At 51.0% G+C, this 19,224-nt stretch carries 12 protein-coding genes and 2 pseudogenes; 1 reads left to right on the top strand and 13 read right to left on the bottom strand.

What is annotated here, in order from left to right; translation table 11 throughout:
* Nucleotides 1-252: 252 nt before the first annotated feature.
* The 9 genes and pseudogenes from L1F29_RS09405 to L1F29_RS09365 all read right to left on the bottom strand — a co-directional run.
* Nucleotides 253-4,020, bottom strand: a complete 3,768-nt coding sequence (locus L1F29_RS09405; protein ID WP_258388060.1) for a discoidin domain-containing protein — start codon at nucleotides 4,018-4,020, stop codon at nucleotides 253-255.
* A gap of 300 nt (nucleotides 4,021-4,320) precedes the next feature.
* Entirely contained in the window at nucleotides 4,321-6,090 is a 1,770-nt protein-coding gene (locus L1F29_RS09400) for a hypothetical protein (RefSeq protein WP_258388059.1), read from the bottom strand.
* A gap of 15 nt (nucleotides 6,091-6,105) precedes the next feature.
* Nucleotides 6,106-7,179: a beta-galactosidase BglB gene (gene bglB, locus L1F29_RS09395; RefSeq protein ID WP_258388058.1), complete on the bottom strand. Its 1,074-nt coding sequence runs from the start codon at nucleotides 7,177-7,179 to the stop codon at nucleotides 6,106-6,108.
* Between the two features lie 172 nt (nucleotides 7,180-7,351).
* Nucleotides 7,352-8,986: an extracellular solute-binding protein gene (locus L1F29_RS09390; protein ID WP_258388057.1), complete on the bottom strand. Its 1,635-nt coding sequence runs from the start codon at nucleotides 8,984-8,986 to the stop codon at nucleotides 7,352-7,354.
* A 67-nt stretch (nucleotides 8,987-9,053) separates the two neighbouring features.
* Nucleotides 9,054-9,929 (bottom strand): carbohydrate ABC transporter permease, encoded by an 876-nt coding sequence (locus tag L1F29_RS09385; protein ID WP_258388056.1) that lies wholly within the window; start codon nucleotides 9,927-9,929, stop codon nucleotides 9,054-9,056.
* A gap of 14 nt (nucleotides 9,930-9,943) precedes the next feature.
* The gene (locus L1F29_RS09380) at nucleotides 9,944-10,894 is read right to left on the bottom strand and encodes an ABC transporter permease (protein ID WP_258388055.1); all 951 of its coding nucleotides are present in this window, start codon (nucleotides 10,892-10,894) and stop codon (nucleotides 9,944-9,946) included.
* Nucleotides 10,895-11,157: 263 nt separating this feature from the next.
* A complete protein-coding gene (locus L1F29_RS09375; RefSeq protein WP_258388054.1) occupies nucleotides 11,158-13,431 on the bottom strand; it encodes a helix-turn-helix domain-containing protein in 2,274 nt (757 codons plus the stop codon).
* Between the two features lie 155 nt (nucleotides 13,432-13,586).
* A complete protein-coding gene (locus L1F29_RS09370; RefSeq protein WP_309252411.1) occupies nucleotides 13,587-13,766 on the bottom strand; it encodes a hypothetical protein in 180 nt (59 codons plus the stop codon).
* A 346-nt stretch (nucleotides 13,767-14,112) separates the two neighbouring features.
* A pseudogene (locus L1F29_RS09365) lies at nucleotides 14,113-14,523 on the bottom strand (sigma-70 family RNA polymerase sigma factor); the annotation flags it as partial.
* Between the two features lie 165 nt (nucleotides 14,524-14,688).
* On the opposite strand from L1F29_RS09365, the pseudogene L1F29_RS09360 reads away from it, so the two are divergent.
* Nucleotides 14,689-14,784: pseudogene (locus L1F29_RS09360) on the top strand (IS3 family transposase); the annotation flags it as partial.
* A gap of 64 nt (nucleotides 14,785-14,848) precedes the next feature.
* Here L1F29_RS09360 and sigK read toward each other — a convergent pair.
* The 4 genes from sigK to L1F29_RS09340 all read right to left on the bottom strand — a co-directional run bounded on the left by sigK (nucleotide 14,849) and on the right by L1F29_RS09340 (nucleotide 19,168).
* Nucleotides 14,849-15,550, bottom strand: a complete 702-nt coding sequence (gene sigK, locus L1F29_RS09355; protein WP_258388053.1) for an RNA polymerase sporulation sigma factor SigK — start codon at nucleotides 15,548-15,550, stop codon at nucleotides 14,849-14,851.
* 148 nt (nucleotides 15,551-15,698) lie between these two features.
* Nucleotides 15,699-16,565 (bottom strand): sugar phosphate isomerase/epimerase family protein, encoded by an 867-nt coding sequence (locus L1F29_RS09350; RefSeq protein WP_258388052.1) that lies wholly within the window; start codon nucleotides 16,563-16,565, stop codon nucleotides 15,699-15,701.
* Nucleotides 16,566-16,613: 48 nt separating this feature from the next.
* Complete coding sequence (locus L1F29_RS09345; protein ID WP_258388051.1) at nucleotides 16,614-17,906, bottom strand: neutral/alkaline non-lysosomal ceramidase N-terminal domain-containing protein; 1,293 nt, start codon at nucleotides 17,904-17,906, stop codon at nucleotides 16,614-16,616.
* Nucleotides 17,906-19,168 carry a DegT/DnrJ/EryC1/StrS family aminotransferase gene (locus L1F29_RS09340; RefSeq protein WP_258388050.1) on the bottom strand — a complete coding sequence of 421 codons (1,263 nt, stop codon included), beginning with the start codon at nucleotides 19,166-19,168 and terminating at the stop codon, nucleotides 17,906-17,908. The genes L1F29_RS09345 and L1F29_RS09340 overlap by 1 nt, the downstream gene beginning before the upstream one ends.
* Nucleotides 19,169-19,224 lie beyond the last annotated feature (56 nt).

Here is a 19,224-nt window from a genome sequence, read left to right as displayed (position 1 = left end):
TCCGAATACGCCGGGCTTCGGACTTGCTCTCGACGATGCCTTCTTCCGGCAAAAGGTTCGTGAAGAAGGATGGGTTGCAAAGTAGTCTCGGAAGAGAACGCAGTACCCTGGCTAAACGGGGGGTGCAGTGCCAGCGGAAAAAAGTTCGTTACATATATCACGCGCTTTTTCCGCAAAGCAAATCACCTGCTCGCGTTTGCTGCCACGAACAGGTGATTTGTTTGTTTCTATAGTCCGCACACTTGAATTGCTCTACTTTTGCGACAAAACATATTGAGCGTCCCGCAGCAAATAGTTTGCCGCTTCGCTTGAGATATGCTTCCCGATTTGAGCCTTCACATCATTCATAAAGCCTTTCAGATCGTTGTTTGCCAATTTTTCCAGCAGATTAGAGGCAATATCGGCCTTATCGATCTCTTTGTTAGCAGCAAAGCGTGTCACCAATGCCTTTAAAGAATCGATGCTGGCCACCGTCGTAAACTGAACGGTCTTGCTTGCCTGGTTGCCGGCCAAGTCGCTGGAGGATACAACAAGCGTATGCTGCCCAAGCGGCAGCGCATAGAGCGGGATCACCGTTCCGATTAGGTAAGATTGCGAATCGAGCGTCACCGTCGTCTTGCTGCTGTCCACACCCGACAAGTTATCCGTCAATGCAATCTGAGGCGTCAAATCCCCGGAATCTTCATGGATGCTGTTGTCCCCCGGTACGGTCACAGCGATCTCCGGCATTGTCTTGTCGATGCTAAAGGTAACGGTATGCGCCTGTTCCACGTTGCCTGCTTTGTCTACGCTCCAATAGACAAGCTTATGAACGCCTTCTTCCGACAATACGACGGATGTTCCCGTTTGCTCGGCGCCATCGTTTACCTTGTAGTAGGTAGTGGCTACACCCGATTCGTTATCGCTCGCGCTTAATGTTACCGTGGTGTCTTGATTGACCCAGCCGCTTGGCGCATTGTCCGTTGTCGTTGGCGGTTGTTGATCCGGAACATTATACACCTCGATTTCCGACAAACCAACATTCGGCCCGCTTCCGCCGGTTACTTGGAATTTGACCCAATTCACTGTTTTAACAGGGAAGGCTACAGAATAACCTCTTCCGTAGTTCGGTATGCCTGAAACCGGCAAAGTGCTTCCGTCGCTGAACGTAAGCGTCCCGCCGATCGCCCAGTCCGCTAAATTGAACCGATCATAGAAGGTAATCTGGCTGATCTTGTGATTCTCCATCCAATTCAGTTGAATCCATGGATTCTGTTCGCCTTTGGAAGCCCATTCGCTGGTGCTGCTAATGATTCCATCCACTGCTTTTGACGAGGTAAAATTACTATTGTATTCCGATGAAGCCGTCATAGAAGCTCTTGATGCAATGTTGTCAATACCTGGTTCATAAACATTAATCTCGGCAGCCGATGCATACCCATTGACACCCGCCGTTGCTTCGAGCTTGACATAGGATGCCTTTGTCGGTGTAAAAGTTGCGTTTTTCTGGCTGATGTCGTTTGCCCAATGTCCGGTTGCAACCTTGGTAAAGGTCACTCCATCCGTACTTGCATATACATTATAGCCAGTAATAGTTCCGTCAGAGCCTGATTGCCTTGGTAAATACGTGACCTTATTGATATTATAGGTTCCTCCAAGGTTTAAGGTAATCGATTGAGGGAGAACGTCGGATTTATCCCACTTTGTCTGCCAAATCGTCTGCGGGTTTCCGTCAATCGCCATGGATGCTGCATGATTTCCGCCGATCGTTTCCTGACTTGTCGCCGCGGCCGTCATTTGTGATTGAGGGATTTTATTCACACTTACGCTAATGCTTGTTGTCAATGGAATGTTGTCGGGATTCTTGATTTCATTAGATAGAGTTACTTCTCCTGTTACCGTGAAGGTCTGCGCCGTCGTGACAGCTGGATCGTAGCTTGCACGATTTAAATCCCAAGTCACGCTGGCATCCACATCTCCCACATCGGTAACCAGTGCTGCTTTTTCGGGCAATCCAAGAGCTGCCGCTGTCTTTGCCGTTCCGATGGCCGCTGTTATCGGAGCAGGCGCTGTGATACTGAATAATTTTATCGGCGGAATGATATCCTGATATCCGGCTTCAATTCCTGCCCCATCCATGATCGCTAGAGCAGCGGGCGGCCAATTCCCGTTTGAGACGACAGTGGTGTTGGTAACTTTGGTATTGGTTCCATCATTCCTATAGTTAGAAGTTGTTGTATACGTGTTATTTACATTAATATCATGTATCGTATTTTTCCAAATGAGAAGATACCTGGATGAGTTGTTAACAACATTGTCTGTTATATCATACCAACTGCTTCCTTCATCAGGATACAAGGCTCCGTTTGTGTTCCACTCATTCTGAATATAGTTGTTTGAGATAATTCCCTTGTTTGTCGAACTGCCATTGGTTGGGCCATTGGAATAAATCGCTCCACCATCTGCTAATACCATCATATCATCGTGTATATAGTTGTACTGGATGTTCGTTCTTTGATGGACAGTTGTGGGGAACAGATCCCATCCCCAACCCACATGGATACCTGAATAAGGAACATTGCTTATTTCATTATGCGCGATATCCATATCCTGAGGTAAGCTGGCTGCTATGGCTGTTGAAGCGAAATATTCAACGCCAATTTTGTGAAAATAGCTATTATTCACATCATTATTGATAAGAATTACTCGGGTATCGGTGCTCTGAGCGTAATTTTCCGTACCAGCTGTATACAGTCCTGTATAATCCCCCACCTGTATACCATTGCCTGAAATATCTGTAAATACCGATCCTACTACTAAATTGTCCTGAGATCCGGTATACATGTTCAATCCGGTACCGCCCAGGTGCTCGAATATGTCTCGTTCAAATTTAATGGAATGAGCGTATTTCAAATTGACTGCAGCATTGATGATGGTTTCTCTAGCTACATCGTTTCCATTTGCATCCTTTACGGTGTCCCTTAAGACATTGTTCTGCGCATCTGGGAGTCCGCCGTCCCCATTTACTCTTAAATAGGTTGAATAGGAGAAGGTAATGCCTTTGAACTCAACATTGTGTGCTTTTTGATCCAGGTTCGCTCCCTCAACCCTTACCAGTTCTTCCAAAACAGGCGCCACAACGGCAGCTGTTAACATATTCTCTCCTGCTCTTGGTTTATAATAGAAATTGTCCGTGGCTCTGTCCAGATACCATTCCCCTTCTGAATCAAGCAGCTCGTAGGCATTCTCAATGTACCAAGGCAGTCCGTTTGAATTGAAGCTTCCGCCAACTGAAGTTCCCCCTTTATTGGTTACGAATCTCCAACCGGGCTGCTTCATCGTGAATATGGTTGTGGTTCCGTCATTCGTAATCGTACTAACACCAATTCTTGGCGCAGTCCATTGATTTTTATATACAAACTCGATGTCGCTCTTGTTTCCCCAGTTATGCATGGGAATCGTGCTATTGGCCATTACATTGCCCGCAGCCGTATAGCCCGATGCTCTAACGAAGGTCAGTGGTGAAGGCGCTCCCGTGCTCCGTGCTCTTTTTGCCCGATTTCCATTGACGAATAGTTGCCTCGTTTCAAGATCTCCCCCGGCAGAAGCTCTGTAAATATTTTTGCTGGCATCGTATAAGGTCCATCCCGTAATCTTTTTGCCTCCGCTAATTACCGGTTTTTCGCCGTTATAGGCCGAATAAATGATATTGAAGCCGTTCGTTCCCGAGTCCACATCGGTGAATATTATTGTTGATGAAGGCGAGTAAGTACCTCCTCTAAGATACACATAGATATCGCCTGTCATATTCGTATTGACGGTACGAACTGCATCGCGTGCTTTTTCGATCGTTCGGAATGCCGTTGCTGTGGATGTCCCATCATTCGTATCCAACCCATTTACAGGGTCGACGTAATATGTAGCTTGTGCAGCAGCTTGCACAATTGGAGTTGGAATAAAGAGTCCAGAAGAAATGGTTAGGATAAGTGCCAGGAACAGCCCTACAATCTTTCTTGCACCATTAAGATTACCAATCAACATTTTCCCCTCCAGTTTAAAATAATTTTACGAAGCATAAAAAACGCTACAGTTCAGAACGTTTTAAACTTTTTTATGAAATAACATAATTGAACCTCCTGTAAAATTTGTAATAATCGGTGATGAAGAATTTTACTACAAAGATTATCACCCCCATTTCATCGTATCTATGATTACTCATTGATACATTCAATTTAAAGTTATATGAAGATAACATACAGGCTCATATCAAGCTCGCATGGAAACGCTGTTCCTTTCAATTTCCCTTCCCATTCGACTGAAAGCGAATACATATTTTCCGTTTTAGTCAAGATGAGGGTCTACCACAAGCTCTGCCAACTTCATATCCCCGTCTAATAATGAAACGCTCCTGATTTCCGTGTACTCCGTTCGAGGCACCTCTCCGTCCTTGTACGATGTTTCTTCCAGACGCAAGCGGGCTGCTAGCTCTGTTGCTTGACTTAAACTATCGACCCCGTCCGCATAGTAGATCGCCCAGCCGGACTCCAGTCTCGGCTGCTGCAACAGCTTCGTTTCTCCTGCATAAAGCACCTGTCTCAAGCGAAGCATATCACCGTTCATAACCGATTGAAGAGCAGGTACTCGGCGAACGTTCTCTCCGAAGCCTATACCGATAAGCGGGGCGATCAACACAGCCGACCGCGGATACTGCAGAATCGTCCACTCCCTCCCGTCAGCACCTAGAGCCGTCTGCTGTTCTCCCGCCCAGCGATTTACGATCCACTCGTCAGCAATCTCGCTCGCTTCATTGTGTAAACGGCTCATGCTGCGCACAACCAAAACCGCATTATCTCGCTGAACCGAACGCAGTTGTATGTCCGGAAACCAATCCTCTCGGAACAACGCCGGTCTTAAATATGCGTCCTTGTACGCTGCCGGATGTGTTCGGACGTGTTCCCCCTCATGTACATGCCAGCAAAGGAACGAGACTTGATGCCCGTTCACAGCAAGCGATACCGGGTAGGATTGCCAGCCTAAACCCCAAGACGGAAATTGATAGGATCCGTTGATAGCCGGGAACCGGTTCACGCTTCCGATCCGCCCAGTCGCGCCCACCCAGGTATGCGCGTGGCATGAATCCATGATCCGTTCAATCCGGGTCCGCGGGATTGGCAGCTCGCAGATCGATTCTTCCTTCTGCAGATTATCCTCGAACAATAGATACGTGATGCAGGACTCCAGATTGCCTAACGGCAGCTCTTCGGACGATTGCTTGCTTTCAATGCCGGCGATCCTCCACAGCAGGCTGACAGGGTGTAGTTCACCGTGAAAGTTGTAGCTGCGGATCGACGGCACGAACTCATAACCGCCATGAAAACGGACGTAATCGGTTACTTCGTCCATGACCGAATGAAGCCTCTCCCACAACTTGCAACGATCACCCTCCAAGGAGATATTGGCAATTTGCAGCGCATTCATGATAACCCCGATATAGATAAGGCTAATATTTTCTCCCCAGCCCCAGCCTCGTCGCGAAGTATAAGCCAGCCACCGTTCGAAAAATTCCGTTCCTGCTTGGCGGCACTTCTCCAATCCGCATATTCGGGAAATGCCGAGCAGCAGCGCGCCGTCGCTTACAATTTTGTTCGAATAATAGAGTATCGGCTCTTTCAGCTCATGCTCAAACCAAACTGCACCTCTAATCAGCATTTGATCCAGAAGCTTCCGATGTGTAGCAGGAATTAGCTCGTTCAGACAAAGCCGCATAACGACCAGCGGCATGAGAATAAAAAAAGCTGCATTCGAGTCATTGATCCGATTCTCTTCCCGATACCAGCGAAAAGCCCCGAAATATTTACTCGATTCATCCGTTATTTGCAGCTCCGACAGTGCCTCCAGGATCCGCAGCCCTTCCTCCTCATCCAGGACACCGAGCGCCATCGCGACAACATAATAGGAGGCGGTAGAACGCCCTTCGTGAGCCTCTTGAACCTTCGAAGCCTCAATTGTATGGCCCGGCCTGCCTAGATTTACAAGCCCTTCTTCCACTATCAATTGGCTTCCGAACTTCTCCCAAAGCATTTGCCAAATTTGTGCCGTTTGCTTGTTCATGTTAGAATCTCCTTTTCAATGCTCCAATCCTTCGATAAGCATCAGCAGTGCCATCGATTGGCCGTACGGCATCGGACAGACCGGAATATCGCGATACGCTTGAAGCGTACGCCCCATCCCTGTACCATACGATACGCCTTGAACGACACCTTCGGAATCGATCCTCGATACCACAGCGGCATATGCTTTTGCGCCGATATTTCGATATGCTTCAGGCAAGAATCCTTTGCGCACCGCTTTCAAAATCCCGTAGGCAAAAGCTGCGGTTGCCGACGTCTCCGTATAGGAAGAAGGGTCATCCAGCAGCGTATGCCACATGCCGTCAGACGCCTGCAGCTCCGCAAGCTTCGCCGCTTGCTGCTCCAATGCGGACAGAAGCAGCCGTTCCACAGGCTTGGGAAGCTGAACAAGCTCCAAATAATCGACGATTCCCGCGGTATACCAGGAATTGCCGCGAGCCCAAAGCGCTTCGGCGAAGTGGTGGCGGCCGTTAAACGTCCAGCCGTGGAACAGCAGTCCCGTACGGCGGTCGGTCAAATATTTGAGATGCAGCAAAAACTGGTAGATCCCCTCATCAATATAACGCTGTTCCTGCAGCAAGAGACCCATCCGGCTTACAAACAGTACGGTCATATAGAGCGTGTCGTCCCATAGCTCGCCTTCATTTAAATGACCCGAGACAACATGCTGAATTCCCCCTTCCTCCGTACGAGGCATCTCGGCGGCGGCGTACTCTGCCCATTCCCGGCACAGAGACATGAAATCCTCGCGCCCTGTTTCTTCCGCAAGGAAGCTCAGCGTCAGCATCGGGCACATCGTGTTAACGTTCTTATAGGGAAGGCCCTCGGCTATTCTTCGGTCAAACCAATCGATTAAGTACTGCTTTATTTCGGTTCTTTGTGTCTTTCGGTAGTATAAGTAGAGGGAGAATAGCCCTACGCCCTGCGGCCACTCCCAATTTTCCATGGATATGATACCGATCGGGCATTTTTCCTCTACAGCGCCGCCCTGCAAATGCTTAAGCTGCCCAATCACACGTTCGATGATTTCCTGAGCCTCTTTCTTGCCATGTTTGATTATGCTCGTCATTGTTCATCAGCTCCACTCTACCAACTTTGGGTATAGTCTTAAGCTCTTAGGAATGACCAAGGGTATGGTCGAAGCCTGCATACTCGCGTTCATACCCTATGGCTCATCCAGATAAGCTGCTCAAGCAGATATAGAAACGTATACAGACGCTATTACTTGCAAAAAACAACTACTACTGAATGATCGGCATTTTGTACATGTCTTCCTTCAGGAACGCTTTGCCTTTGTTCTCGGCATACCACTTGGCATACCAGTCGTCGACCTGCTTGCCCCCGGACTTCTCCCACGTCGACTTGGCATCGGCAATCGCCTGCTCAGACGTGTAGGAAGCTCCGCTGACAATCGCTTTGTTGATCGTGTCGCTTATCGTCTTGTTGGCGTTGGTGACGATCAGCCCCAGATCCTGCGGGAGCCCCGGCATATGCTCGCCGTGCGTTATCTCTGCAATTGGACGTGCCGGATCGAGATAAGCTTTCTTTGCCATATCGATGATGTCGAGGTATTCTTTCTCGAGCGGCTTAGACGGATCAAGGGTGCTGGCATATGTCGCGCACTTGCCGAACGTAGTCGAGGAGTTCAGCATGGCAAAGTCGCCCAAATAACCTAGCTCTTTCGTCTGTCTGTCCTTGTCGACGATGACCTCCGGACATTCGTTGGCGACATTTCTCCAATAGGTGCCTTCGGTACCGTTGCGGAGTGTCTTCTGCGTAATCTCGGAGACGAGGAAGTCGATATGTTTCATGACGGCAACCGGGTCTTTGGCGGATGCGTTGATGACCGCCGTCATCTGAACCGGATTTCCAATGACCGGGCTAAATTGACCGAATTGACTTTCGGGCAGCTCGATCGGGATCATTTGGGAATTCGAATCGTTCTTGCGCAGCGCCTCCAGCAACGGGAGCCCGCCACCGCCGTTTGCGCCGTAGAAGCCGAGCTTGCCGTTAATAAAATCCTGCTTCGCCTTCTCCCCGTTCTTATCGGCGAGATAATCCTTATCGATCAAGCCGTCGTCGTACAGCTTTTTCTTGAAAACCGTCGCCGCCTTCAAACGATCCCAATCGTGGATCAGATTGCCGTTCTCGACCACCCAAGTGACGTTCTGGAACATGGAATCGGTTATCATTCCCGTTACGAAGCTCAAGCTGTAGCCGAATGTATCCTTCTTCCCATTGCCGTCCGGATCTTGCTCGGTGAACGCCTTGATGACCTTGTACAAATCGTCCGTCGTCTTAGGAACGTCAAGGTTTAGCTTCTTCAGCCAATCCGCGCGAACATATAGCACATGGTTGGTCGCAAGTCCGTTGATGCGGCCGAACTCATACAGCTTGCCGTCCGGCTTCGTGCCGATCTTTCTCAGAACGGGATTCTGCTCGAGCAGCTCCTTGTATTCGGTGCTGTTATTGGCAATCAGATCATCGAGCGGCAAGAGCTGCTTCTGGTTGTACAGCTGATTGCGGTAGTTTGTATCGTATTCGAAAATCAGATCCGGCGCGCTGCCCGAAGCGAACAGCGTATTGAATTTGGCCGCCGATTCCCAGCGTGGTATGGCGGTAAATTTGACTGTGGCCGGGCCGTTCTCGTTGATCCAGTCGGTCCAGCGGTTTTTCTCGATCGTCCCTTCCTCCGGAGGAACCGATCCCCGGTCGTAAATCGATTGGGATATGACCGGTTTTTTCGCCGACTCCTTGCTACCGCCACCCTCCCCTTGCTTGCTGCTGTTGCCACCGTTCGAGGAGCAGCCCACCGCTGCAAGAACCATGAATACGACTGCCGCTGCAACGGACACTGCTTTTACATTGTTGTTCATGGATCATTCATCCCCCAATAATCCTAAAGTTGGTTTAACTTCATCCCTGCAAAACCCGTGCATGGCGTCAGCCTTTGACCGCGCCGATCATCACCCCCTTGACGAAATATTTTTGCAAGAAAGGATAGACGATCATCATCGGGACAATCATGACCAAAATGCCCGCCGTTTTGACGCCCTCCGGCGTCATCTGCTTGATATCCTCCTGCTGGATGCCGTTGATTTCCTGCAGCAGCGACTGGCTCTGCACCATCTGCTGCACGAGCACCGCCATGTTGTGCTTCTCGGGGCTGTTGATATAAATGAGCACGCTCATGAACGCATTCCAGTAGCCTACCGCATAAAATAACGTCAGCGCGGCGAGAACCGGCATCGACAGCGGCAGAACGATCTGTGCGATCAGCCTCCATTCACTGCAGCCGTCCATGCGGGCCGCTTCTTCCATCTCGACGGGCAATCCTTCGAAATAGGTTTTCAGTACGAGCATATTGAAGGCGCTCACAAGTCCTGGCAGCCAGAGCGCGCCGTAGGAATCGATCAAGCCGAGCGACTTGATGATCAAATAAGTCGGAATAAGGCCACCGCCGAATAGCATCGTAAAGACGATCGCCAGCGTAAACCTCCTCCTCCAATAAAAGTAAGAACGCGACAGCGGATAAGCCGCCATAATCGTCGCGATCATGCTGAGGACGACGCCGACGAGCGTAATAACGACATTGTTCTTGAACGCCCTGACGATGTTCGTGCCCTCAATGAGCGTCGCGTACGATTCGACCGACCAGCCGACCGGCCAAAGCGCAACGGACCCGGACATGACGGCATGAGGTTCGCTGAGTGAAACGGACGCCACATGGACGATCGGCAGCAAGCAGGCGAGCCCCGCCAAAGCCAAGAGGACGTAGTTGAAACGGTAAAATATTTTCTCTCCCCAAGTATCTTTCATCGATTATTCCCTCCCTACCACAAGCTCTGCCCGAACCTGCGGGCGATTCGATTGGCTGTCAACACCAGAATAAGGCCGATAACCGATTCGAACAGCCCCATCGCCGTCGTCAGGCTGAATTGCGCTCCCTGCAGGCCGACCCGGTAGATGTACGTGCTGATGACTTCCGATACGCCGGAGACGACGGAGTTCTGCAGCATGAATACCTGATCGAAGCCGACCTCCATCACATTGCCCAGGTTCAGAATGAACATGACGACGATCGTCGAGCTGATCCCCGGCAGTGTGACATGCCAGATTTGCCTCCATTTGCCTGCACCGTCCATGCTGGCCGCCTCATACAGATGCTGGTCTATCGAGGTCAGCGCCGCCAAATAGATGATCGCCCCCCAGCCGGCCCCTTTCCAGATGCCTGAGCCGACGAAAATCGCGATCCAGGACCCGTCCTTGTACAGAAACGGATAGGGCTCCCCCGTCCACATTTTGACGAGATGATTCACGAATCCCGTCTCCTGGGCGAAGATCGTGACGACCAGACCCCCGACAATGACCCACGACAAGAAATGAGGCAAGTAAACCAGAGTCTGGACAATCCGCTTGAACCATTGTTTGCGCGCCTCGTTCAGCATGATCGCCAAGGCGATCGGGAACGGGAAACCGACCACAATATTCAAACAGCTCAGGAACAACGTATTTCGAATAATGGTAATCGACTGCGGATTGGTGAAGAGCTGCCTGAAGTTTTTGAGCCCGACCCAGTCGCTTCCCCATATTCCTTCCGAAAAGGTATAGTTCTTGAAGGCGATGACTAGGCCCGCCATCGGAGCGTATTTGAAAATAATGAAAAATGCAACAATCGGTGCGAACAGGATTAGCAGCGGGATATTCTGCTTCCATCGTTTGCGGCGCCGGTTGGCGTTCCCATGGGTTAGAGCGGCCGCGTCTTGTGCATAAGCCGAATGCATGTCGTTCCTCCTTATGATTACTTTCGCTTCGTGACCAAAGCGTAAACGTCTCAGGTGCAGCGGTCAATGAACATGATTCGGGCGATGCTCAACATTCCGGCAAGGTTAAACGGCTTCGCCGTCCTTCTAGAACAAGCCGCGTTTACCGAGAAATCGAACAATTAACGGAGGGTATGCTTTCTGACATTTCAAAAGAAAAGAGAGCCGCATCGCTGCGGCTCTCCCGGTATCAAGCGGAAGCCCAATCCACCATTTTCGGCGGATCATCCATATTCCTTGCGGTAATCTCCGGGCGTCAGGCCGACGGCCTTCTTGAACAGTCGGATGAACGAGAACGAATGCATATACCCGACGCTCGACGCGATATCTTGGACCGGATCCTCCGATTCAAGAAGCCGTTTCTTGGCATGCTCGATCCGCAACTGCGCGAGATAGTCGACGAATTTGACGCCGAACTCGTCTTTGAACAATTGGCTGACATATTTCGGATTCATGTTGAACGCTTCGCTTAAGTGATTAAGAGAAAGATCCGGATTGGCAAAATGACGCTCGATATAAGCGCGTACCTCGCGAATCATCGAATGATGCGACCGGCTCTCGCGCAGCCGTTTCATCGTCGCGGCCGTTTCAAGCAGAATCCGGCGGAATTCCCGATCCAGCTCCTGTATTGTATCGAATTGCTTCAGCGCAGCGTGAAGCGAATCGAAGGCACCGTTGTTCCATATGTCCTGGTATTCCGGTGGCAGCTCCATCATCTCGCGCTGCAGATGATAGACGAGATAGTTGATGAGGCTGAGCAGGTCGTCGCGGGAAAACAGCAAGTCGCGAATGCTGCGGAACAACGTCTCGTATTGGTCCAGCCATTGGTCGTCGCCGAGCCGGTACGCCTGCGATAACGAACGGATCAGCTGTAGATGGGCATACGTTTCCCCAAGCGGCGTTCCCTCGATTTCGTCATGCGCAATGACGCGGCTCGAGCCGAGCACCGACTTATATTTGACGGCTTCGAGCGCCCCCGCATACGAATCGGCCGCTTCTTCGATTTGCCTTACCTGCGGGCCGATCCCAATCGTAACCGTGAATTTGAGGTTCTCGATCACCCAGGCCTGCAGCTTTTCGCCGTAACGGTACGCTTCGTCGCGATCGTCCGGCTTGTTCGTTTCATCGGCTCCCAGCCATTGATACAAGACGGTTAAGCGATGATTGTCGAGCCACTCGGTCCATATATGCGCCTGCTCCTGCGGCACAATTTCGCGAATGACGCTGCCGATTATGAATTTCAATAAATATTGATCCCGGTAGGAATATTCGCGGCAGAATTGTTCGTATTTGTCCAGCTCGATGACCGCTGCCTGAAGCCGTTCGAACGAATCCTTGAGACCGAGACGACGCATTTCGCCGTGCCACTCGCTCTCGGCAATCGTCCGGTTCCCCTCCATCCATTCTTCAAAAAAGTACTGCCGGCGAAAAAAGAGATCTTCCTTCTGCCGCTCGCGGAACTGATGGGATTGCTCCAGCATATCGTCCAGCGCGGCTTCGATGAATTTGAACTCGTCGCGGCCGGCCGCCGGCATCAATTCATTCGCCTTCTCGAGCGAAATGCTCCTCAGCCGCGTCAGGACTGATTCGATCGGCCTGTAGTTCCGCCGCGTAATGACGATAATCGCGACGATTCCGAGCACGATGGCAAGCGCTCCGATACCAAGCAGCAGCTGCGAGAAGCCGGTGATGAAGTTGAACAGCGAGGTATGGGTAAGACCGCTCCGGATTTCCCAGCCTGTGTAATCCGAACGGATAACGGCGGCATGGGGATCTTCCTCTTCCAGCTTGTCCAGATTGGCCATTGCCCCTTGCATCTGCGCAGTCATCAGCGATGCGCCCTTCCGGTCGCGCAGCACGGCATAGCTGTAGCTTGAATTCATGATCGATTCGATCATATGCGAGATGTCGCCGGTCCGGACATTCACCACGACGAAGCCTTGTCCGCCCGCAATCGGCGGAACTTTGCGAACGAGAGACACGACCGATGCGCTCGCTTCCTGGTCAATGAATTCTTTATAGCTGCGCTCGCTCGTCCAAATATCGGCCGGCGCTTGAGACCTCAATTTGTCGATAAACGCTTTGTCTCCGAATAAATCGAGAGGCAAAATCGTATTCGCCGTCAGCACCACGCCGTCCGATATGCGATACAGGTAGATTGAATCGATCCGGATGCTCTGCACCCCGGTAATTATGTTGCGGAGCAGTGAAGAAGGCTCATAGACGGAGTAGAATGGATTCCCTCCCGGCGGCGGGTAGAAGAACTGCCCGAGCACCGCGTTCGTCTGAATCTCCTTGAGAATCGCGTCGTCGACCGCCTTCAGGGTATTGTCCAGCAAGGCCATCGCGTGCCGGGCCGAAGCCGTGTTTGCCTCCTCCGTCGCCTTTTGCGACAGCTTGCTTGCCGTGAGAATCGCAATCAGAAGCAGGAGAGACGTGATGACGAAAAATATCGGCAAATACGAGAGCAAGAGGCGCTTAAACCATTGCTTGTTCACAATCATCCCTCCGTACGGCGGTTTGCGCTATCAAAATGTACCGTAATCTCCAATAAGCACGCGGAATAAGCCGGTGATAAGTGCAATGCAATGCTGATCGACTCCCGTATTGCAAATTGTCACGAACGGCTGATCCGTACCAGCATAAAGCCCGACTACTTATAAAATTTATCGATATTGGTTTCCAGGATCATACAAAAGGAATTGTACCATGACACTCCCTTCGTACGGAAGCGTTTTCCGGAAGTGATGATGATCTCCATCATGCCCCCATGATCCGAAGTAAACAGAATGATGGTTTTGTTTAAAACGCCTTGTTCGAAAAGCGCATTGATTAGACGTCCAATCTGGAAGGGTGCCGCCCTCTGCCTTTGCCACTCACGTACGAAGCAAATCCGATTGGAAGCCTACGGCTTGAGCCAGTAATGACCAGTAGGCTCCATACAGATCCGTTCCGTCAGCAAGACCGACCTCCACCCTCTAGATAGGTGTAACGAAGGAATGTAAGGGCTTTGTGACCCGTTGAGACAGGGGAGTATAAATCACTAGGACGGCGAAATCCTGCGAACACTTGAGCTTGCGTGAGTAAATTAAATCATTAAGAGGGAGTTCATCAAACCTTATGATCATGTCCGCCATTCTACGGTATTTAGCTCTTAAAAATTAATAGCCCCTATTATTTCACCGCTTCACTTTATAAAACTCATGATACAGCTTCATAAGCGCCCGCTTCTCAATGCGTGAGACGTAGGAGCGGCTGATGCCGAGCTCCTTCGCGATCTCCCGCTGCGTCCGTTCTTCTCCGCCGTGCTCCAGCCCGAATCGTCCGACAACGACTTCCTTCTCGCGGTCATCCAGTATGTCCAGGTTTTTATAAATTTTCGATTTCTCGATTTTCAGCTGCACCTTGTCGACGACGTTGTCCGTTTCCGTTCCAAGGATATCTATCAAAGTGATTTCATTTCCTTCTTTGTCAGTCCCGATCGGATCGTGCAGCGATACGTCCTTCCTGCTCTTCTTCAAAGACCTGAGGTGCATAAGTATTTCATTCTCAATACAACGCGCGGCGAAGGTGGCGAGCTTCGTCCCTTTGCAACAGGAAACGGTTCGGATAGTATTCCATCAGATAGGCCGACAAAATAACGACGATTGTGCTGGCCAAAAGCCTAACCGACAGGATCAGACCGAGCGGGCTTGCGTTTGAGCCCAGAAACAGCAGGTATCCGGTTAAATACGGACCGACGATCAAAATGACCAATCGGAAATTACATTCCGTTTTATAACGAAGATCGCGCACAATCAAAGCTAAACAAGCTGACGCCGATTGAGTATCGGAGCCAGCTTGCAGCTTAGCGTTTATTCAAATATCTGCTAGTAGGTGTTTTTTCATATATTTACGGCTCTTTTACTCCCGTTCTTAACGTTTCACTTTATAAAACTCATGATACAGCTTCATAAGCGCCCGCTTCTCGATGCGCGAGACATAAGAACGGCTGATGCCGAGCTCCTTCGCGATTTCCCGCTGCGTCCGTTCTTCTCCGCCGTGCTCAAGCCCGAATCGTCCAACGACAACTTCCTTCTCGCGGTCATCCAATATGTCCAGGTTTTTATAAATCTTCGATTTCTCGATTTTCAGCTGCACCTTGTCAACGACGTCGTCTGCTTCCGTTCCCAAGATATCGATAAGGGTAATTTCATTCCCTTCTTTGTCAGTCCCGATCGGATCGTGCAGAGATACGTCCTTCCTGCTTTTCTTCAGTGACCTGAGATGCATAAGTATTTCATTCTCAATACAACGCGCGGCGAAGGTGGCGAGCTTCGTCCCTTTGCCGGTCTGAAAGCTCTCGATCGCTTTGATCAGGCCTATCGTGCCGATCGAGATCAGATCCTCCAGGTCTTCGCCGGTATTGTCGAATTTTTTCACTATGTGGGCGACCAGTCTAAGATTATGCTCGATAAGCAAATTTCGGGAGTGCTGATTGCCTTCAGCCATCAGTTTCAGGTGCTTAAGCTCCTCTTCTTCTTGCAGTGGCTGCGGGAACGCGTTGTTTTTGACATAGGACACGAGCAAGGAAAGTTGTTTAATGAACAGAGCGATTGCCGCGAATAATCCAGGCATTGTAATTGCCACCTCCATGCTGATTTGGCGCGAGGCTCGCAGGGATGTCCCGCGCTGCCGTTGAAGACTGTGTTCTAAAGTGTATGTGGGCGGTGGCCTATCCGTGCCTGTACGGCAATAAGTTACTTTTTATTTTCATGTGCGTGCTTTAAGGAAGCTCCGACCATATTCGTCTGACATTGTCCATTCCAATGCGCGAGCCTAGCAGGCAATCTTCCATGCCTTCAAACTCGATGGAGATGAACCCGTCGTATCCCGACTGCTTGATCGTACGGAGCACCCCGCGGATATCGATATCGCCTTGACCTACGATCGCCCCTCTCAAGTAGCTGCCGCCAAAGGACCGGAACCATCCCTCTCCGGGATCTTGATTGGAAGGGCGGATATAGAAATCTTTTGCATGGATCATAGATGCGTTCGAAATATTTTTTTGTACGGCTGCCGCACTATCCTCATCGGTACATAAATAATTCCCGATATCCATCGTAAGCTTGAAGTTCGGACGATCCACGGCATCGATCAGCCGCTGAACCCGATCGCTTCCTTGGATATAATACCCGTGATTCTCGACGCTGGTTACGATGCCGAGCGGTGCGGCGTAATCCGCAACCGTCCTGCATGCATAAACGAGCTTTTCCATATCGGCCTCAAGCTGCGTTAACGTACAATCCTTCCAATCCCGGAACGCTACGTCATGCCGCATCAATTTCACGCCCAGACGGCCGGCGATATCGACATCGCGTATAAGCCTCTCCAATTCCTTGTCGTAGTCTTCCTGGCGAACGGTTATAAAGTTCCCGCCGACCGCATAATTGGAGATTTCAATGCCGGTTTGCTCCGCTTTCTCCCGAATCGACTCCGCCAGGCCGTCTTCTCCGTGCAAGTCGAAACCGAACGGAGTGATTTCCACATGCTCTCCCCCCTGATCCGCAATCCATTGAATCGCATCCAAGATATCCATTCCCTTGGATTGGATCAATCGGGATAAGCTATAACTGCTAAGACCTACTTTCACTGAACCTCTCCCCCTATTTCTTAATCAACCTGCCCTTCCGGCCTTCGATTAGCGGCGTATATGGAGCAAGGCATCAATCAATTCTGTCACACGGGCTTCAGCGCTAACGTCCAATGGAGCCGGCATGGCAAAATAGAAGGTGGAATCATAAGGCTCATATCCGCCTTGCGACAGCTGCTCCGCGGTCGTCACATATCCGATCATCCCGTTGCTGTAAGCGACCGGAAGCACCTTGCCTCCGCTTTGCCGTTTGATATATAGGCCATATTCGATGACCATCTCGGCATTCATCGCGAGCAAGGATATGCCGTCTGCGATCGTAATGAGGGTGCCTTCCAGCGTCAACGACGGCTTGAGATATTCGGGATGCGCCAGCAGCAGCCGGCTCCATTCCCCGAAGACGTCCGTCTCGCCCGTTCGCTCAGCAAGCTCCCGCTCTTCCGGCAGCGGCTGCAGCGGCAGCTCCGCGGTTCCTATTGCGCTGCTCCATTCCGCCGGCTGAGCCAGGCTCATCTTGTGCCTAAGCACCTGCATGACTTCGCCGGACAGCGCGGATGCCATCCGATGCATATCGGTATCGGCAATCGGGCCTACGTCGCCGCAGAACCCTTGCAAATAAAGCGACACAGCATCCCCGCCCAACTCCCGCTCCACCTCTTCCATTGCAATTCCGGGAAATTCGGAGGAGACCGCATTGTCCGCGGTCGTGGTAGGGTGGCACGTGTAGTGGACCATGACCGCTTTCGCGCTTCCGCCTGGCCGGCTGAATCGAATAACGGTTACCGCCGGATCTGCAGGCCCCTCCTCATTCGGAGTCATCCGCACCTGCCCCTCGACGATTGACCTGCGGTTCACCCCAATTCCGCAGCTTCCTTCACCGCGTTCGGCAATGACCGCTTCGACATTGGCAGCTGCCTGCGCGACGCCTTCTAAAATCCGATTTTCCAGCATCTCCATATACTTCGCATCCATTTCACCGAGTGACGGAACGAATAAACCGCTTGTCTGCGGTCCGCAGTGGGTATGCGTTCCATGGAACAAGACCGCGCTTGGCTCTATACCCCACTCGTTCAGCAGCCGGGCCTTGACAGCCGGCATACGATCCGACCCCCACCATACCAAATCCGCCGACACGATAACGGCGGTACGTTCGCTGCCATCCTCGTCCCTGCTGCATAAGAACAGAATTCTAGCATATAAGCGCTGCCGGACTTCCTTGAAATACCCGTCATGCTTGCGGCTCGCGAATCCGCAGAGCGGAATGGGCTCTTCCGGTGTGATATCGATTTTGGCGCTGCCCAGCTTAAGCCCGGTCGCCTTCCCCTTCTCCGCGCCGTTCATCAGGAATTTCCTCTGCTCTTCAGTTCATGGGCATGATTTCGAATGCGAATGATGCTCTCTGCCAATGTCTCCATATCTTCTCTAGTTCCAAGGAGCGTGGATTGGTAGAATCCCATTCCCGTCTTCGACACTTTCTCCACATTCGGGCAATAGGCCGACTGGTAGTCCACCGTCTTCCCTTCGATATAACCGTTAACGCCGAAATTTTTCTCGGTGAACAACGGATTTTTATACAACGGCCCATAGCCTCCGAACAGCGGTACCCCTTCTGCATAAAGCGCTTCCAATAATAAGTCCCTGTTGATTCCGAAGCGCTCTTCATCGATATTGAATAAATATAAATGATAGCCGTTGTTCGTTATCCGGTCGTCCTGACGCGGCAAGCGTATACCTTCGATTCCGGAAAGCAGCTCATACAGATAACGCCCGTTCTCTTGACGAATCGCGTTCTGCTCTTCCGCCCTGGACATCTGGCTAAGAAGGATAGCGGCTTGAATTTCCGTTAAGCGGTAATTCCAGCTTGCATAATGATGCGTATAGAACCGGTCGCCTTTCTTCCTGCCGATGTGGTGCAGCGAATAGCTCATATCGGCGATCTCTTCGGAGTTGGTCGTTACGGCCCCGCCTTCGCCGGACGAAATGTTTTTGGAATTTTGGAAGCTGAACGTGCCGGCATCTCCGATGGAGCCTACCTTTTGGCCTCTCCATTCCGCCAGGTTCGCCTGCGCGCAGTCCTCGATGACAATAAGCCGATGCTTCCGGGCAATTTCCATGATTCGATCCATATTCGCCGGTCTCCCGCCCATATGAACGACAACGATGCCCCGGGTATTCGGGTTAATTAGCTGCTCCACACTATCCGGATCAATGCAGAATGTATCCTCCTCGATGTCCGCGAAGACCGGCAAGCCGCCGATTTGCAGCACCGCGCTTGCGGATGCGATGAAGGTAAACGCCGGTACGATGACCTCGTCACCCGGCTTGATCCCTGCCGCCCGAAGCGCGATTTCAAGCGCTGCCGTACCGTTGGAACAAGAAACCGCGTATCGGGCATCCTGCATCCGGGCGAACGACCTTTCAAACTGGACGATCTTGGATTCGTCCGAATCTTCTCCGTAACAGATCCTGCACCAATTTCCCGATTTCAGCACTTGAACCAGCTCTTCGATATCCCCGTCCGTCATATACGGCCAATTGGGCCATGGTTCAGCTTTCAAACGTTCTCCTCCAAGAATGGCCGGTTTTGAAGTGGATTTCATCATTGTTAATCCTCCCATTTATTCAAATTGGTATAGGTTGAACAAACCGCTGCGCAGAC

Source organism: Paenibacillus spongiae, assembly GCF_024734895.1.
GTDB classification, from domain to species: domain Bacteria; phylum Bacillota; class Bacilli; order Paenibacillales; family Paenibacillaceae; genus Paenibacillus_Z; species Paenibacillus_Z spongiae.
The sequence above is the reverse complement of the archived record's forward strand: the minus strand, read 5'-3'. Positions and strand labels throughout refer to the sequence as shown.

What these genes read in the sequence shown, in the direction of transcription:
- L1F29_RS09405 (WP_258388060.1), bottom strand. Translation starts at nt 4,020, where the DNA reads ATGTTGATTGGTAATCTTAATGGTGCAAGAAAGATTGTAGGGCTGTTC.
- L1F29_RS09400 (WP_258388059.1), bottom strand. Translation starts at nt 6,090, where the DNA reads ATGAACAAGCAAACGGCACAAATTTGGCAAATGCTTTGGGAGAAGTTC.
- bglB (WP_258388058.1), bottom strand. Translation starts at nt 7,179, where the DNA reads ATGACGAGCATAATCAAACATGGCAAGAAAGAGGCTCAGGAAATCATC.
- L1F29_RS09390 (WP_258388057.1), bottom strand. Translation starts at nt 8,986, where the DNA reads ATGAACAACAATGTAAAAGCAGTGTCCGTTGCAGCGGCAGTCGTATTC.
- L1F29_RS09385 (WP_258388056.1), bottom strand. Translation starts at nt 9,929, where the DNA reads ATGAAAGATACTTGGGGAGAGAAAATATTTTACCGTTTCAACTACGTC.
- L1F29_RS09380 (WP_258388055.1), bottom strand. Translation starts at nt 10,894, where the DNA reads ATGCATTCGGCTTATGCACAAGACGCGGCCGCTCTAACCCATGGGAAC.
- sigK (WP_258388053.1), bottom strand. Translation starts at nt 15,550, where the DNA reads ATGCCTGGATTATTCGCGGCAATCGCTCTGTTCATTAAACAACTTTCC.
- L1F29_RS09345 (WP_258388051.1), bottom strand. Translation starts at nt 17,906, where the DNA reads ATGAACGGCGCGGAGAAGGGGAAGGCGACCGGGCTTAAGCTGGGCAGC.
- L1F29_RS09340 (WP_258388050.1), bottom strand. Translation starts at nt 19,168, where the DNA reads ATGATGAAATCCACTTCAAAACCGGCCATTCTTGGAGGAGAACGTTTG.